Consider the following 17440-nt stretch of genomic DNA (forward strand, 5'->3'; position numbering starts at 1 on the left):
TAATGCGTTGTAATCAATTAAAGGGTAAAATTAGCAGACCATTGTTCCAGGAGACTTTTGTAAGGCTTAATGAAATGCTCTTCTGCATATTTACCCTGTTCAACAGCCAGTCGGCCGCGCTCTTCGCGGTCGTAAACCACGCGAGTCAGTGAATAATCTTCGTGTTTAAGAGTAGGTTGATAGATTTTCCCAGCCACTGAATTTGCATTGTAAATTTCAGGGCGATAAATCTTCTGAAAAGTCTCCATCGTGCTGATTGAGCTTATTAGTCCAAGATCAGTATAATCAGCAAGCAGATCTCCGGAATGATAAAAGGCCATCGGTGCCACACTATTAGTAGGCATGAAAAAACGAACTTTTAAGCCCATTTTAGAGAAATATTCATCAGTGATAGAATACTGATCCTGCAAATACTCAAAACCCAGAACCGGATGCTGATACTCAGTGCGAGTATAAGTTTTGTTGCTCGATACACTTAGACAAATGATCGGTGACATCTTAAAGTACTCTTTATAAGTGGCTGAATTGACAAAGCACTTATAAAGTTTTCCGTGCAAATCACCAAAATTTTCAGGAATACAAAAATTAGCTTTATTTTTATTGTGCTCGATCAATAAAATACTGAAATCATAATCACGGACATAAGAGGAATAATTATTTCCGGCAACTCCTTCGATTTGCTGGCCAGTCTTACTGTCAATAATATTTGTTTTTAAAACTTCAATCATCGGTAGATCGCTAATACCATTCTTATCATCAATACTCATTGTTACTGTGAGAATTTCAAGTTCCACATGGTAACGATTCGCTTTTGGATTATCCACATGAGCCAATGCATTGAATCGATTGTTAATCATATTTAAAGCATTACGTAAGTTTTGTTGGCGATTAGCTCCTCTGGCCAAGTTGGCAAAATTGGTTGTTAAACGCGTTTTACTTGAGGGGTGATAGTTTTCATCTAAACAAGTGCTCTTGAGTGTGAATGTAAAATCATTCTGAATTGTATTCTGAGTATTTTCAATATTCTGCTTTTCGTTTATTCCGCTATCTTCTTGTATATTCGCTTTCATCTGATGATAATGTTTAGTTTTTTTACCCTGCAAATTTGAATATAAAAGATTAAATATTTTTATTTATACATAAATTCAGTTAATTATTCTTTTAATATACATTTATAAAGATTATTAATCTTCAAACAAATATAATAATGAAGGAAAACAGATAAATATTCTTTTGTGACCTAAGATTATTGATTTGGAGTTTCTCAGAGCACTTTAAAAACTCGAAAAAGAAAATAATATCATTTATATTTGCCAAAATTTAAGATAGCCATAGTAATGAATTTGATAGAAAATTTAAAATGGCGCTACGCCACAAAAGCTTATAATAACATTAAAGTAGCAGAAGAGAAAGTCGATCAGATCTTAGAGGCTATAAATCTTTCAGCATCTTCGTGCGGTCTGCAATCTTACCGTGTTTTTGTTGTAAGCAACCCAGAGATCCAAAAGAAATTAGGTGCTGATTCGTATAATGGACAGATTAGCTCTTGCTCTCATTTGCTGGTTTTTGCGGCACTCACTGACATGTCTTCGACTTACATTGACGATTACATGGCAATGACAGAAAAACAAAGAGGTCTTGATGCCGGTGCCTTATCAGGATTTAGAAATGGACTGCATTCTTATTTCAGCGCTATTAACGCAGAACAAAAAGCCCATTGGGCGGCCAAACAGGCTTATATTGCACTAGGAACTGCACTTATTGCTGCGGCAGAATTGAAAGTGGATGCCACTCCTATAGAAGGATTTAATGCCGTCACTATCGATGCGGTTTTGGGTTTAAAAGAAAAAGGGTTGCATTCTACAGTTATCCTCGCTTTAGGATATCGGGATTCGGAAAAAGACTATATGGCAGCTACGAAAAAAGTTCGCTTGCCTATAGATGAAATGATAACGAAAGTTTACTAATATTTAAATTTGTTAATTATTTAGGGAAAAAGTATACGTTCAACCTTGTGGACTTGATGCCTTCTCTGCTATTAAGAACTAAGGCAAATTATACCGTTTTTATAAATGTAGAATAAATGAAGAACAAGTCTAAGCTTACTTTACTAATCCTTCAGAATATCTTTTACTATGCGCAGAGAAGCTGCTTCACAAAAATCCAAACCGGAATAATCGGGATTTAAACCACCAATGTAAGGCACTGCCATAATATATACGTTTTTATTAAATGCTCCATATTGATCCATAATTTGAAAATTGTCATTAATGGCTATTCCTGAAACATTCAAAAAATAATCTCCATTTTCATCTTTCTGAATTCCTTCGGAGTTATTTATATAGGCATTATGCCCGGATTCTTTAGATTTGAATTTTAAACGCGCAGGACTAATAGCTTTCTGAGTGAGCAGACTTTTAAATGGAAAATCATGATAAGATAAATGAGGCTGTCCCACACAATCTACAAATGTTTTATAGAATACAGATTGCTCATTCTTATCGTTATCTGTAAAATTGTAAAGAACTCCTCCACCGTTTTGCGGTTCGACTGTGCTGTCATCTCCAACCGAAACCAAGTCTAGCACACCCGCTTGATGAAGAGCCAGTAATTCTTCACAGGATTTTTGAGGAACAAAGGCAATTACAATTGAAATAAGCGGCATCAATACTTTTTGAAGCCGCTGCATATCTTCTGCCGAAAAATATTTGGCAGGATGATTCATAGCAAAACTAAGAACTGCCAGCATTTCTTTCCAATAAATTGATTCCTGTCTTTTGATCGACTTCTCGGCCTGAACGTATTCCGCTTTCAAAAGCTGAAAAGGATCAAGGCGTTCTCGCAGTTCCATCATATCGGCTACAAAATCTTCAATTGAAAAATCTTTGATACGCTGGTAGAATTCCGGATCTTTTTCTCGAAAAATTTCTTTAAAATCCTTTTCAAAAATAAAATCAAGCGATAAAAATCCATCATTATTATTTCTATGCAAATCTATCTCTTCTTTAGTCAGTAAAGAGTCGTTAGAAAGATGTGAATCTTCCAGATGAAAACGAACCGCTGGAAGCATGCCACTTCTGGAATGCATTATCATTTTAAAATTAGAACTTTCTGGATTTAATTTGAAATTAAGGTTTTCTTCTGAATCTTTTGAAAATGATCCATTATTTCTTGCCAGTGTTCTTATGGCATCAATTGCTGTTAAAGAAGAACCTTTTATGGCGATAGGATGATCGAAATGCTTCGCCAATTTTTGAGGCGGATATGGAGCATCATAATAGCCCTGCACTTTCCCTTCATAACGTATTGGCCAGTTGTGACCAGTACAGATAATGACATAATCAAATTCCTGATGATTGCCATTTAAGGTTTCAACTCTTACAGTTTCATTTTTAAAATCATAATTAATATCACTAACAGAGCTTTCAAAATGTACAGTTGTAGTAATTCCCGCTTTCTTTCCTGCTTCAAGTAATATTTCGAACTGCGCGGCAAGATAACTTCCAAAAAGAAGCCTCGGCACCACTTTATATTCGTTAAATTGATCTGGTTTAATATTAAATCTTTGCAGTAATTGGGCAGGTGCAGTATAAATCCACTCTGACATAGTGGAAACAATCTGCGGAACTTCATTATCTGATACATTTGTGATATGCTCTGTATTAGACCCTTCGCTGCTGTAAGGCATCCCAGATCCCAGCTGTGCTTTTCTCTCCAAAACAGTAATTTCAAAATCGTTTGAACCGGATTCGACCAATCTCTTATAAACAAAAAGACCGCTTGGGCCTCCTCCTACAATTGCAATACGTTTTTTAGTACTTTTGGTCTCCATTGATTTTTTAATTTTAATTCTCAATTATAAAAATTGGCCGCTATAAGACTATTTACAATAGAACGACACGGTCTAAAATTATCAGATACAAATATCAATAACCATATCAGCAGGTAGTTACATGATTCAAAACTGAAATTATATAATTACGCTTCTCTGGAATGTCAAATATTTTTATTTCCCAAAACCAATATATTAAATCAATTGAATTGATAGACGACTTACTATTTCCCAATCAATGCAATACTGGTTGTAGCATATTGATCAATTGCAATTTTTACCTCGTCAAAATTAGGGGCTGAGAGTTTTGGTTTATAATTTTTTGAAAATCCAAATCCCTCGGTCGGATAACCAATCATATTACGATCACATTTTCCGTTACTATTAACATCTTGATACACAGCGATAGCATAATTGCCATCGGGCAAGTTTTTGAATGTATAGACTACACTATTTTGGTTAGCTTTTACTTTTGCGGTGGCAATCTGCGACTCAATATCAAGAAAGCCCTTCTCTTTATCATACAATCCAAAAAAGACATATCCTTTTCCAGGTTGCACGCCCGTTACTTCAACACTGAAATTATGTTGTGCAAACAATGTCCCATTAACCAATATCAATACTAGCAAGCTTATTATTTTAGTTTTCATAAATAAAATTATTAGGGTTTACAATAGAGCCTTTTCCAGTTTCTTATCCTCCGATTGGGTAAAAAAATGATTCATTTCTTTCAAATTTCCTTTTTTATGCGCCTTATAAGGATCTGATTTTGAGAGCAACCACTTTTTTATAATACTTCTAAAAAGAAAAGTTGTTTTTTTCTGCATCGGATGAATTTTCTGGCGGACCATCTGGAAATAATCCTTCAAATTTTGTTGTCGAAAACCTAGAATATTATCTAAATCATCACCATCTTTTAAAATCCCGCAGTGAAAGTTTTTCTCAGCAAACGCTTTTTGTGGAAAATCAGCATTACCTAAGCCAAATTCAGCAAACATTTTGTCTAGAAACGATTTATATGAAATTACACAATCCTCTCCCCCTCCTAAGTTAAATATTTGCTTTTCTAATTTTTCTTGGTGCTCAATTGCTTTACAAAAAGCCCTACCCGTATCTTTGGGCGTGCAGATTTCAATGGGCGTTTCCAGTGGCATGTGAAACATAAGAGGAGATATTTTATGATTGCCCATAATGGCAGCCAGACGAAAAATACTCCATGATAATTTTGACTGACGAATCAGCGATTCACACAGCACTTTGGTTTGACCATATTGATCACCAGGACTGGGCTGCAAAACATCCGATACAATGATTTCGGGGTTTTGAATACGATCTCCATAAACTGAAATACTGGAACTAAAAATCAAATAACACTCTGGTGAATTTTTCTCTAAAGCGTAAATAAGATTTTCTGTTCCTTTTACATTCACATTATAAGCCAGATTGGGATTAATATCAGCAAGCGGAGGAATAACCGCCGCTAAATGAATAGCTACATCCTTATTTTGAGCCACTTTCAGCAATTGTTCTCTATTACTGATGTCGCCGTAGACAATCTCTACGCGAGATCTAAAGGGAGCCAGTTTTTTGACCGATTTTTGAGTCTTTACATCAAAGACCGTTATTTCATAATCCGTATGCTGAACAAGATGCTGCAGGGTTTCAAAACCTACAGTTCCAGATGCACCTGTGAGCAGTATTCTTTTTCGTGATGTCTGATTTTCCATTTTCTTAAATTTAATATTTGCACTTTCTATTCCTTACAATTTTGAAGAAAAAGCTATATTTGTTATACAATGTGTTCCTTATTTAACTTTGTGTTCTTTTTCTAACACCATGTAAAGCTATTAAAGAGAGATTTATTTGTTGTTTCAAAAAATTGTATTACTGTACATTAGCGAACACAAATCAGCATTTTTGTATCATATATAAAATAATTTGTGATGGATTTAAGAAAAGACCGAAGAGTTCAGTATACTAAAAAAATATTGCGTGAGGCGCTATTGAGTTTGTTGCAGGAGAAGGAACTTAGTGAAATTTCTATTTCTGAACTGTGTAAAACAGCCGATGTCAATCGCAATACATTTTATCGTCATTATAATATTCCGCTGGATATACTCCTTGAAATAGAAGAAGATGTTTTTGAAAAACTCTCAGCGGTTTTGCGTAAAAGCACCAATATGGATGATGTGATACTCCTGAGCTGTCGGCTGCTGGAAAGCGATAAGCAGATGAGTAAAATTGTGTTTGCAAAAGCCGATGGAAGCGGAATTCTGTCACGAATACTGAGAAGCGTTCGAAATAATTTTCCCGTAGAAAATCAAATCGAACTTACACCCGAAATGCAGCCTTTTGCTGAAATGGCATACCAATTTGGCGAAAAAGGAAGTATCGCCGTGATCAAAAATTGGATAGAAAATGACTTCTCTATTCCCTCTGAAAATATTGCGCAAATGATTAGTTATCTGGTAAATAAACTCAATAAATTATAGCGCTTTATATGCCATCAATTCTCTATCTTATTTTGAATTAAACAGAATTTGAATAAATTGATAGAGAACTTTAGACGAATCAAAAGCATTTGAAGATGAAGATAAAGAAGAGTAAATCTTTTCTCGTAATTACTATTCATAAAAAAATCTTGAAAAGAACTTTGATAAAATTCTCTTCAAGATTTTTGATTTTACAGCATTTATTTCTTCAATGAATCTGTTCTTACATTCTGATTGCCTTTTTGAGTAGACCCTTCCGTTCCAGATCCTGTGGCACCTTCTCCTGTAGCACCAGTTGTTCCTTGCTGGCCATTTTGCTCAGGATTCAAAGTAGCCGATGAATCCATAGCTGGGCCAATGGTATCTACACTCATGTCCATACTATCTGTTTCAGATTTATACTCCGGATCTACAGCATTGGTATCATGCTTCTTACATGAAAATGCCAATCCTACTGTAAGAACTAATATCAGTATTCTAATTTTAAATAAAGATTTCATAATAGCTTTTTTTAAATTAATAGTAAAATCAAAAGTAAAGTCTTCATTTTCAAAATATTTATATAATTATTCCATTCGTTTACAGGAATCGAAGAAACTGTGTACAGCGCCTAAAAAAAATATTTCAATCAGCATAATTGTATAAGCAATCTGTAAAATAGTGTAAACAAAATTTTTATAAAGAACTTAATTTTAACCTATTAACAATTAATTTCTATTACTATGAACACAACAGCAATAACTCAGCAAGGACAAAAATCAAAATCTATATTAAAAACAAATGTTTCAGCATTAGAAAGAGTGCTTATGGTTACTAGCGGTGCCTATCTACTTTATAACGCCTTGTCTAAAGAAAAGAAAAGCATTTCACAAGCTGGTGCAGGCGGTGCGATGCTTTTAAGAGGAATTTCGGGCTACTGCCCAATTTATGATGCTGCAGGGCATTTAATGAATGATAAAGCCTCGAATGTTAATATAAGATTGAATACGGTCATTAATAAACCAGTAGGCGAAGTATATGATTTCTGGCGTAATCTCGAAAACTTACCAAAATTTATGAGTCATCTTGCAAGTATTAAAACTATTGATGAAAACACTTCGGAATGGACCGCTAAAGGACCTGGCGGAATTGGATCTGTAAGCTGGAAAGCTAAAATTGCTAAGGATCGAAAAGATAAACTTTTAAGCTGGTTTTCTCTTGATGATGCTACCATTAGAAATGCAGGGAAAGTGATTTTTAAAGCTCATGGCAATACCACAGAACTTGATATCACAATCTCTTACCATGCACCACTCGGAATTGCAGGAGAAAGTGCCGCAAAATTACTGAACCCGTATTTTGAAAAATTAGTAAAAAATGATCTTTTGAGTTTAAAAAATCACTTAGAATCTAATGAATAAACAGATTATGGATATCGCATTTAAAAAAGGACAGGAAGTTCGTCAGGAATTTGGCGGGCCTGTCATGAAAGTAATTGGTTTTGAACCCGAGCTTATAGAAAACGTAATTACGCAATGGGAAGATGATAATGGAACTATCATAACTGCAAAATTTATGGACTCCCTCCTCATTCCTGCCGATCACTAACTCAACAATTTTAAATGTTTAGTATTATCAAATTCTTAACACAAAATTTATCCTTTACTAAATTTATAAATCAAAATTGAATTATGTAGACATTCCTAAAAATGTTTACATAATTCTTTTATAAACAAATCAAAAATGAAAACTTTTTTAAGAAATAACGGATTATCTATCTGTTTCATACTGCTTTTCATTGGCGCTTTGGCTGGACAAGTAGTGTTAGGTTTTAAAGAACATAATAAAGAATTAATTGAAGAAGGAGCTCAATTAATAAACTTTCCTGCCTACCTCACCTCTGGCCATTTTATTGAGTCTACATTTGAAAATTGGGAAAGTGAATTTCTTCAAATGGGACTTTTTGTTTTTCTCACCATTTTCTTAAAACAAAAAGGATCATCAGAATCCAAAAAAATAGATGAAACTGAGGAAGTTGATAGAGAACCGGATCCCAACCGAAAAGATGCACCATGGCCAGTCAAAAAGGGCGGTTTTATTTTGCAACTCTACAAACATTCCCTTACTATAATTTTACTTTTATTATTTGTTATTTCACTTGTGCTTCACTTTTTTGGAAGTTTAAAAGACGAAAACGAAAAACTGCTTCTTGAAGGAAAACCATTAGAAACCGTTTCCTCTTATTTAGGAAATTCAAGATTTTGGTTTGAATCTTTTCAAAACTGGCAGAGCGAATTTCTTTCTGTATTTGCTATAATTATGTTATCTATTTATTTCAGACAAATTGGCTCATCACAGTCCAAACCAGTAGATGCACCGCATATGGAAACGGGAGAATAAAGATTTGTTTTTTTTGTTTCAGGTTTCAAGTTTCAAGTTTCAGGTTGCTGTAGCTTAATTTTTAATGGAAATTATGAAAGTCTTTAATTTAATTATAGTAAAGCTTTTAAAAAAGTAGGTTTATATTTACAGCTAAAGAAATGATCATTATTTGAACATTCAATCCAATTATAGTATTTCTGTGATCGCCTGATAAATTAGTTCAGAGAGTGAATTTACAGTATCTATAACAGCAATTTAAAAGAGAAGTTATTAGTGTGAAAAAAGAGAAAATAAAGTCTATCAAAAATATAAATAGACTTTATCCACCAGAATAAATCCAGATTATTACGGTCTTGTTCTGTTAATGGTATCTCTACCCTGCTGAGTCGTGTTTTCTTTAGACTTTACAGTTTTTCCCTTCTTTTCAGTACGCTGCCTATTGACTGTATCTTGCTTAGTAGTAGTGCTTTTCTGCGTACTATTTTTGTGTTTGCTTTTTTGACTGTGAATAGTGTCTGTACCCTGTTTTTTCTTAACAGGAGTTTCCTGTGCAGATGCAAATCCGAAAAACAGGATCATACAAAAGCTTACAATTAAATTTTTCATAATTCATTTCTTTTAATTAATAATTTGATTTTCAAAACAATGCTTATTTGTTTCATTGCAAATTTTACAGTTTTGACTATCAGTTATTTACATCTGAAAACATTTAAATTATAGGATTGCCATAAACCCTCATTAAAAATGAAAACAAATGAATCAATAGATCTATCAAAATCTAACTTTCAAGTAACAGCAATAGGAAGTTCTGCAGCTGAAATTGATGTATTAAAAAAATTAATATCCGATCTTCCATCAGATTCAGGGAGAGCTTATCTTGTTTTTGAAAATTTTTCTGCAGCTCAAACTCCTAATCTTGCAGATGTACTTGCGGCACAGACCACTATACCAGTCACAGAAATCGTTCATCACATTGATGTACAATCCAACCATATTTACGTTATTCCTGAAAATAATTTTCTGATTCATGAAAACGGAATATTACAGCTAAAACCACTAATTAGAGGCAGTAAAACCAATAACGGTTTCGATATCTTTTTTGAAACAGTTGGAAATGTTTTTAAAAGCTATTCTATCGGTTTAATATTGACCTGGTCGCCCTTTGACGGCTCTACAGGTCTAAAAAAACTGAAGGAAGCCGGCGGATCAACAATTGCTGTTCTTTTAAAAAAAGGTTTTATTCAAAATGCGGTAACTTCAGAATACATCGATTATTTTACAGCGCCAAACGAAATTGCAGACAAGCTCACGCAGATTCACCAAAGTAACTTAATCACGCATTCGTACGGTGAAAAAGAATCCACTGCAGATGAAAAAGAACTGCTAAATCAAATAATAGAAATATTGTTTTTGCGAACCAGCACCGATTTTCAGCATTATAAACATACTACACTGCGAAGAAGAATTGCAAAAAGAATGGTAGTTACCAAACAAGAAACCATAGAACGATACCTTATTTTACTGCGAAATAATACTAAAGAACAAGATTTATTGTTTGATGATATTTTGATTCCGGTTACCTATTTTTTCCGTGATGGGGAGGCTTTTGATAATTTATACCAAAGCATTTTTCCTTCTCTAATTGAAAATCTTACGAGTTCAACCTTACGATTCTGGTCGGCTGGTTGTTCTACAGGAGAAGAAGCCTACTCACTTGCAATCTGTATTCACGAATATCTGGAGGAAATTAATAGAAATGATATAAAAGTTCAGATTATCGCTTCAGATTTGTCTGAAAAATGTATTTCTAAAGCTCGTTTAGCCATTTATACAGCACAAGACATAAAAAATATAAACGAAAAAAGACTTGAAAAATACTTTACCAAAAGAGACAATAGTTTTCATGTTAATAAAGTCATTCGTGATATGTGTGTTTTTGCTGTTCATGATTTAATTAAAGATGCGCCTTTTGCCAAAATTGATTTTGTTTCCTGTCGCAATGTTTTAATTTATTTTGATACCGATTTACAGAATCAGGTATTATCCTCATTTCATTATGCACTTCGCGACAAAGGCTTTTTATTTCTCGGAAAATCAGAATGGACACAGCAGGTTCCGCACTTATTTACAACGGTTGACAAATTGAACAGAATTTACACCCGAAAAGCAGTTGACCAATTCCTGCCAAAAAAAATAATGCGAACTGATAACAGCCCTAAAATAAAGGAGAGCAATGACCCTGAAACAAACTATAGAAAAATTGCTTCAGATATTCTGCTCGAACATTATTCGCCTCCTTCTGTAATCATTAACGAAGATCTCGAAATCGTTCACTTTCATGGCGATACCAGCCCGTTTTTACAGCCCGCGCCCGGAAAGCCCAGTTTTAATATTCTGAATATGGTTCGTGAGGAATGGGGTTTTGAACTTAGAAATAATATTTTAAAAGCCAGAAACGAAAAAAAGAACTTTTCGGGAGATTTTATTGCCTTAAAAAAGCAGTCTTTTTTAACTTCATTTGAAGTTATTTACCTTCCTGCTTATACCGATTTACTGCTTATCATATTCTGCAAAAAAAGCATTACTTCTACAGATTCAAACAATCACCATTCGCAGGAAATGGAGAAAGAATTGCTGCAGCTTCGGGGCGATTTTAAAAGAGTTACCGAAGAACAGCAGATTTATTTTGAAGAATTGCAGACTACAAACGAAGAATTGGTAAGCTCAAACGAAGAAATGCTGATGATAAATCAGCAGCTTGAAAATTCTACTCAGGAACTGCGATCCAATAATCAGGAACTTTCTTGTGTAAATGATGAACTCCAAAATCGTCGGGAAGAATTGGCTTCAATGCGTAATTTTTATGAATCTATTGTCAATACTATTAAAGAACCACTTCTTATTATTGATAAAAATTTTGTAATTAAAAGTGCCAATCCTGCTTTTTACAACTATTTTAAAACCACTGAAGAACAGACAGAAGGCCTTTCGATATTGGATATCGGAAATTCGCATTGGGATATACCTCAGTTTAGAGAATCTGTACTAAAAAAAGTGAGCCATAATGAAATTGTAGAAAATTTTAAAATCCAGTTTGACTTTGATATTCCGGGAAAAAAAATAATGCTTATTAACGCCACTCCCATTGCAAATGCTGTTCCAAACGGAATGATTTTAATAGCGCTCGAAGATATTACAGATTTAGAACAAAGCCATGAATCTTTAAAAAACAAAAATCTGGAACTTTATAATTATACCAAACAATTAGAATCTTTTACGATAGCAGCAAGCGATCATTTATTAGAGCCTATTCGGAAAATTTATATGTTTGGAAAAAAGGTTTTAGATGCCGAAAAAACGCTGACAGAAACTGGAAAACACAATTTAAACCGCTTATTAAGTTCGGCTGTAAATATGAATCAGCTTCTTGAAGATTTGATTGATTATTCAAAAATAAATTTTGGACAGAAAGAGTTTAAAAAAACAGATTTGAATATTGTTCTAAAAAAAGTATTAGCTGACTTAAAATCTAGCATAAGTAAGCAGAAAGCGGAAATAGAATTTAATCCCCTCCCAACCCTTCGTATTATTCCTTCGCAGATGCAACAGCTTTTTACTCATTTAATTTCTAATGCTATAAAATATGCCAAACAAGACAGTAGCCCGAAAATCAAAATTGGTGTTGAGGAAGTTTCTCCTGATGAATTAATAGATTTTGGAGCCGATCCGGAAACACAATATATTAAACTTTTTATTAGCGATAACGGAATTGGTTTTCCTAAAAATTTTGAAACGCTTATTTTTAATCCTTTCTATAAACTGAACACAAGCGACGAACAATACGGAAGCGGACTTGGATTAACATTGGTTCAAAAAATAATGTACAATCATAAAGGATTTATAAAACTTTCGAGTGAACCCAACAAAGGAACAATCGCTTTTATCTATCTCCCCGTTCCACATTAAATATAAAAATATCAAATCTCCTGAAATGGAGATTTTTTTTTTGTTTTAAGCCGATTTTGTGGTAATTCTAGAACTATCATTTGCAATTGTATAAAAAACACATTTATACAAAAATTAAATTTGGATTACTTGAAATTACAGTCAGCAACTACCTATAAATCTGAAAGATAAGATTGTAATTGTTTTAAAGTTTTTAACCAATAAGAAATACCATGAAAAATTTTCAAGACGAAAAACAACGAGATTTATCCGTCAATACCTCCGATGGAACAAACAAAATTTTAACCACAGATCAGGGCGTGAAAATTAACGATGATAATAATTCACTTAAAGCCGGAGATCGCGGACCATCATTATTAGAAGATTTTATTTTAAGAGAAAAAATTACGCATTTTGATCACGAGCGAATTCCAGAAAGAATTGTTCACGCACGTGGTTCTGGCGCACACGGATTTTTTGAAGTAACCAATCCAATTCCCGAATTAACCAAAGCAGGTTTCTTACAAGAAAAAGGACAAATAACACCCGTTTTTACTCGATTTTCTACCGTAGCAGGATCAAGAGGTTCTACCGATCTGGCTAGGGATGCGAGAGGATTTGCGGTGAAATTTTATACGCAAGAAGGAATTTACGATTTAGTAGCCAATAATATTCCCGTATTTTTTATTCAAGATGCTTCGAAATTTCCTGATTTAGTTCATGCCGTAAAACCAGAACCGCATAACGAGATTCCTCAGGCTGCATCGGCACACGACACTTTTTGGGATTTCATTTCGCTAATGCCAGAATCTATGCACATGATTATGTGGGTAATGTCTGATCGTGCTATTCCTAGAAGCTACAGAATGATGGAAGGTTTTGGTGTTCATACTTTCAGACTCGTAAATGCTCAGGAAGAATCGGTATTTGTAAAATTTCACTTTAAACCCAAATTAGGAACGCACGCCGTTGCTTGGGATGAAGCTCAGAAAATTTCAGGAAAAAATCCTGATTTCCACAGACAAGATTTATGGGAAGCTATTGAATCTGGAAATTTCCCAGAATGGGAATTGGGTGTTCAGGTTATTCCAGCCGAAGACGAACATAAATATGAATTCGATCTTTTGGACCCAACGAAAATTGTTCCCGAAGAATTAGTACCTGTAACCATTGTGGGAAGAATGGTCTTGAACAAAAACCCTGAAAATTTCTTTGCAGAGACGGAACAAATTGCGTTTCATCCAGGTCATGTTGTTCCAGGAATCGATTTTTCTAATGATCCGCTTTTGCAGGGAAGATTGTTTTCTTACACCGACACGCAATTATCGAGATTAGGAAGTCCGAATTTTCATGAAATTCCAATCAACAGAAGCGTTGCTCCCGTTCATAACAATCAGCGTGACGGACATATGCGTCAGGAAATCAATAAAGGTCGCGTAAGTTATTCTCCAAACTCTCTCGGCGGAGGATGCCCATATCAGGCAAAAATTGCCGAAGGCGGATTTGCAAGTTTCAATGAGCGTGTAGATTCTCATAAAGTAAGAGCTAGAAGCGAAAGTTTTAACGATCATTTCGGTCAGGCCAAATTGTTTTTTAACAGCCAAACACCCGAAGAAAAAAGCCATATCGTAAAAGCATTACGTTTTGAATTGGGAAAAGTTGAAACGACAGCAATTAGAGTTCGAATGTTAGGCTTATTATCTCAGGTTGATACAGAACTTGCCGAAAAAGTAGCACAGGGACTTGGAGCAACCGTTCCATCGACTTTAGAAACTCCCATGAATAAAGGCGTATCGCCAGAAACAGAAGAAGCAGGAACTCAGGAACCGCAAACCGTTCCATCTTCGGTTGAATCTTCTCAAGCTTTGAGCATGATTAATAACCCAACCAATTCACCAACAATCGAGTCCAGAAAAGTAGCTATTCTAGTAACTGAAGGCGTTTCTGAAGCTGCTGTAATGAACATGAAAAATGCACTGAAAAAAGCGGGTGCCAAAGGCTGTGTTATTGCACCTCATTTGGGTTCTGTTGCAACAGATACGGATGGCGCGATTTCTGCTGAATTCAGTTTCTTAACTGCTTCTTCAGTATTGTTTGATGCTGTTTATATTCCTCATGGTTTAGGGTTGAATGCTTTGGCAGAAAATGATGATGCTCTTGAATACTTAAACGATGCTTATAAGCATTGTAAAGTGATAGGTGCCGATGGCGAGGCTTCAGAAATAATAAGTGCCGCCCCTTTTGCTGGAAAAATTACAAATGACGATGAAGGCGTTATTGTAACCAGCGAAATTGCCAGCGAAGCATTTGCTCAGGAATTTATAAATGCAATGACCAAACATCGTTTTTGGCAGCGTGAACCAAACTTATACAATTAATTCAAAAAAAATAAAAATGAAAAATTCAGAAAAACAAGGTCAGACTAACGCTGCACAACCAAAAGCGAGTCCATCTACAGATATAAAAAACAATGGAAAAATAAATATTGTAGAGCCAGCACCAGACGCCGCTACAGATTTGAAAGATTTATTTATTGACAGTTTAAAAGACATTTACTGGGCAGAAAATGCTTTGGTGGGTGCTTTGCCAAAAATGGCGGCGAATGCTTCAGCTGCAGGACTTTCGGGAGCTATTTTAGAACATCTTTCTGTAACTCAAAATCAAGTGGCAAGACTAGAACAGGTTTTTGATTTATTGGGAGAAAAAGCCGAAGGAAAAAAATGTGAAGCTATGGCTGGTTTATTAAAAGAAGGAGACAGTATTCTTTTAGAAACCACTCCAGGCGCTGTTAGAGATGCCGGAATAATTGCTGCTTCGCAAAAAATCGAACATTATGAAATTGCGACTTATGGCACTTTGGTGGCTTTTGCAAAAGCAATTGGCGAAAATGATGCTGCAAAATTATTAACCCAAACGCTTGCAGAAGAAAAAGAAGCAGATTGCCTGCTGAATGATGTAGCATTGAATGTCGTAAATGCTGTTGCTGCAGAATAAGAAAAACATTTTTTTTATTTTTTTACTTTTTACCTTTTTATTATTTAAAAACACCTGTATGCAAAACAGGTGTTTTTTTATTAAATAAAAGTAATCACCTGTTAATTATACAATTAGAAGTGCCATTAAATGTAAAATAATGACTTGTAGTCCCTGTACATTTGGCTTATTAACGAATTTAAAAAATTATATTATGGCAACTTCAAACACCAAAAAAAGCACTGATAGTGCTAAGGCATCAGATAAACAAACTGATAAAAAAGAAACAGCTTCAAAAGGTGGTTCTAAACCTGCTTCGGATTCAAAAAAAGAATCAGGTTCAACTAAAAAATAACATTTAAAATTGTATTATGAATTTAGAAGAAAAAGAAAATTACAATCTGGAAGATCAGAATTTTCAAAATAACGAACGATATCAAGATCCAGACATTGACTTACCGCCAGATCATACTGTATCAGATAATGCTGAACCAGATTATGGCAATGACTTGGAGAGTCAGGAATTTGGAAAAGAAAATTTCGACAACGAAAATCTTGCTAAGGAACAAACAGATTCAGACGAGTTTAATACTGAAGATTCAGAAACTGACGAACTAGATGATGAATTTGACAATGAAGAAGTTGGTAATGAAGAATTAGACAACGAAGATCTAGGTGATTTAGATGACGAAGACGGCGTAAAGCCAGATCGTAATCTTTAAATAAAATAAAACCCGTCTTTAAATAGACGGGTTTGCTTATAAATTTTGTTTCTGTTTCTTTTCTTTTCCCAGATTAATTTCTGTGTTTTTTTTGCATTCCAAAATTCTATCACAGATTTTATAACCTGTTTAAGCTTTTCCTCGGTGTAAGGATTTACAAAATAACTTTGTGTTGGGGCAGAATACTTGTCAATAACAAAACAATTCGGAAATAAAAGCGAAAAGAACAAACAAGGACAATCGAATTTTTGGCAAATATCTGTTGATCTTTTACAGATTCCTCCTTTTTATCTTCATTAAATTGGAAAGATCATGAGAATAAATTTTTCAATTTATACAATTACAGTTCTCCAGTTTTATAATTACCATGTTTGAGATTAAAAATGTAGTCCAAATCGGTTTTTAAAATAATAGTATACTTTTTAAATAGACAAAATGCTTGCAATTAGAAAAGAAATATGGGAATTATATAAATCCAAACTAAAATTATATAAGCAAGTGCTTTTTGCTGTTCTATCTTTGTGAACTTTACAATTCTTATAAACTAATCAAAACCAAGATATTAAAATCTCATTTATCAATAAATTCTAAAAACCTATATTCTTCGGAATTAAAACTCAGAAGAATTTATTCTAAAAATTAATATAATGGAAAATTCAAAATTAGATAATGGTAAAAGTTACTGCCGTATTTCAAATACGCTTATTTACTCCGATGATAATAAAGACTTAGTATGTGTTAAAATGTATAAAGGAGACTGGGGAGACTGGGATGAAAAACCTGAAATAACACAATCAATTTCAAAGGATTGTGAAGACAATATAATTGAAAATCCGAGTCAGATCTAATTTAAACTTAAATATTATTAAGTACAAATATTCAAACTGTTCCTGAAAAAAATTAAAGCAATTATTTATCAATCAACTTGAAAACAAGTCAATTTCTTTAATCCTGCATAAAATTTGTGTGAATCGTAAAGGTCACCAAAAAACGTTAACTCCTAGGAATTAACGTTTTTTTTATGCCATGATATTATCACCTTTTAATATTTAAAACTATACTAAAAAAAAAGTGGCAGAATTTAAAAAAAACTGCCACTGAAAAGATATAATTAT

At 34.0% G+C, this 17440-nt stretch carries 17 protein-coding genes; 11 read left to right on the top strand and 6 right to left on the bottom strand.

Features of this window, described 5'->3' with window-relative positions:
* Positions 1-17: 17 nt before the first annotated feature.
* Positions 18-1070, bottom strand: coding sequence for a DUF1852 domain-containing protein (locus tag SOM12_RS12325; RefSeq protein ID WP_320493618.1), 1053 nt, complete (start codon positions 1068-1070; stop codon positions 18-20).
* Positions 1071-1337: 267 nt separating this feature from the next.
* On the opposite strand from SOM12_RS12325, the gene SOM12_RS12330 reads away from it, so the two are divergent.
* Positions 1338-1967: a nitroreductase family protein gene (locus SOM12_RS12330; RefSeq protein WP_320493619.1), complete on the top strand. Its 630-nt coding sequence runs from the start codon at positions 1338-1340 to the stop codon at positions 1965-1967.
* A 143-nt stretch (positions 1968-2110) separates the two neighbouring features.
* On the opposite strand, the gene SOM12_RS12335 is transcribed toward SOM12_RS12330, so the two are convergent.
* The 3 genes from SOM12_RS12335 to SOM12_RS12345 form a co-directional block, all read right to left on the bottom strand.
* The gene (locus SOM12_RS12335; RefSeq protein ID WP_320493620.1) at positions 2111-3832 is read right to left on the bottom strand and encodes an FAD/NAD(P)-binding protein; all 1722 of its coding nucleotides are present in this window, start codon (positions 3830-3832) and stop codon (positions 2111-2113) included.
* A 224-nt stretch (positions 3833-4056) separates the two neighbouring features.
* A complete protein-coding gene (locus tag SOM12_RS12340; RefSeq protein ID WP_095929226.1) occupies positions 4057-4482 on the bottom strand; it encodes a DUF2141 domain-containing protein in 426 nt (141 codons plus the stop codon).
* Between the two features lie 18 nt (positions 4483-4500).
* Positions 4501-5559 carry an NAD-dependent epimerase/dehydratase family protein gene (locus SOM12_RS12345; RefSeq protein WP_095929225.1) on the bottom strand — a complete coding sequence of 353 codons (1059 nt, stop codon included), beginning with the start codon at positions 5557-5559 and terminating at the stop codon, positions 4501-4503.
* Between the two features lie 216 nt (positions 5560-5775).
* On the opposite strand from SOM12_RS12345, the gene SOM12_RS12350 reads away from it, so the two are divergent.
* Entirely contained in the window at positions 5776-6324 is a 549-nt protein-coding gene (locus SOM12_RS12350) for a TetR/AcrR family transcriptional regulator (protein WP_320493621.1), read from the top strand.
* A gap of 200 nt (positions 6325-6524) precedes the next feature.
* On the opposite strand, the gene SOM12_RS12355 is transcribed toward SOM12_RS12350, so the two are convergent.
* Entirely contained in the window at positions 6525-6824 is a 300-nt protein-coding gene (locus tag SOM12_RS12355; protein WP_320493622.1) for a hypothetical protein, read from the bottom strand.
* A gap of 222 nt (positions 6825-7046) precedes the next feature.
* Here SOM12_RS12355 and SOM12_RS12360 point away from each other — a divergent pair, with 222 nt between their 5' ends.
* The 3 genes from SOM12_RS12360 to SOM12_RS12370 all read left to right on the top strand — a co-directional run bounded on the left by SOM12_RS12360 (position 7047) and on the right by SOM12_RS12370 (position 8703).
* Positions 7047-7724, top strand: coding sequence for an SRPBCC family protein (locus SOM12_RS12360; RefSeq protein WP_320493623.1), 678 nt, complete (start codon positions 7047-7049; stop codon positions 7722-7724).
* A complete protein-coding gene (locus SOM12_RS12365; protein ID WP_320493624.1) occupies positions 7717-7911 on the top strand; it encodes a hypothetical protein in 195 nt (64 codons plus the stop codon). The genes SOM12_RS12360 and SOM12_RS12365 overlap by 8 nt, the downstream gene beginning before the upstream one ends.
* Before the next feature lie 135 nt (positions 7912-8046).
* Positions 8047-8703, top strand: a complete 657-nt coding sequence (locus tag SOM12_RS12370) for a DUF6766 family protein (RefSeq protein WP_320493625.1) — start codon at positions 8047-8049, stop codon at positions 8701-8703.
* A gap of 327 nt (positions 8704-9030) precedes the next feature.
* On the opposite strand, the gene SOM12_RS12375 is transcribed toward SOM12_RS12370, so the two are convergent.
* Positions 9031-9291, bottom strand: coding sequence for a hypothetical protein (locus SOM12_RS12375; protein ID WP_320493626.1), 261 nt, complete (start codon positions 9289-9291; stop codon positions 9031-9033).
* A 138-nt stretch (positions 9292-9429) separates the two neighbouring features.
* Here SOM12_RS12375 and SOM12_RS12380 point away from each other — a divergent pair, with 138 nt between their 5' ends.
* The 6 genes from SOM12_RS12380 to SOM12_RS12405 all read left to right on the top strand — a co-directional run bounded on the left by SOM12_RS12380 (position 9430) and on the right by SOM12_RS12405 (position 17173).
* Entirely contained in the window at positions 9430-12651 is a 3222-nt protein-coding gene (locus tag SOM12_RS12380) for a CheR family methyltransferase (protein ID WP_320493627.1), read from the top strand.
* A gap of 212 nt (positions 12652-12863) precedes the next feature.
* Complete coding sequence (locus tag SOM12_RS12385; RefSeq protein ID WP_320493628.1) at positions 12864-15008, top strand: catalase; 2145 nt, start codon at positions 12864-12866, stop codon at positions 15006-15008.
* 16 nt (positions 15009-15024) lie between these two features.
* Complete coding sequence (locus SOM12_RS12390) at positions 15025-15624, top strand: ferritin-like domain-containing protein (RefSeq protein WP_095929216.1); 600 nt, start codon at positions 15025-15027, stop codon at positions 15622-15624.
* A gap of 193 nt (positions 15625-15817) precedes the next feature.
* On the top strand, positions 15818-15958 hold the full coding sequence (locus tag SOM12_RS12395) for a hypothetical protein (RefSeq protein ID WP_172426874.1): 141 nt from the start codon (positions 15818-15820) through the stop codon (positions 15956-15958).
* A 16-nt stretch (positions 15959-15974) separates the two neighbouring features.
* Positions 15975-16325 carry a hypothetical protein gene (locus SOM12_RS12400; RefSeq protein ID WP_320493629.1) on the top strand — a complete coding sequence of 117 codons (351 nt, stop codon included), beginning with the start codon at positions 15975-15977 and terminating at the stop codon, positions 16323-16325.
* A gap of 647 nt (positions 16326-16972) precedes the next feature.
* On the top strand, positions 16973-17173 hold the full coding sequence (locus tag SOM12_RS12405; RefSeq protein WP_320493630.1) for a hypothetical protein: 201 nt from the start codon (positions 16973-16975) through the stop codon (positions 17171-17173).
* Positions 17174-17440 lie beyond the last annotated feature (267 nt).

Source organism: Flavobacterium sp. CFBP9031 (genome assembly GCF_034044945.1).
In the GTDB taxonomy this organism is placed as follows: domain Bacteria; phylum Bacteroidota; class Bacteroidia; order Flavobacteriales; family Flavobacteriaceae; genus Flavobacterium.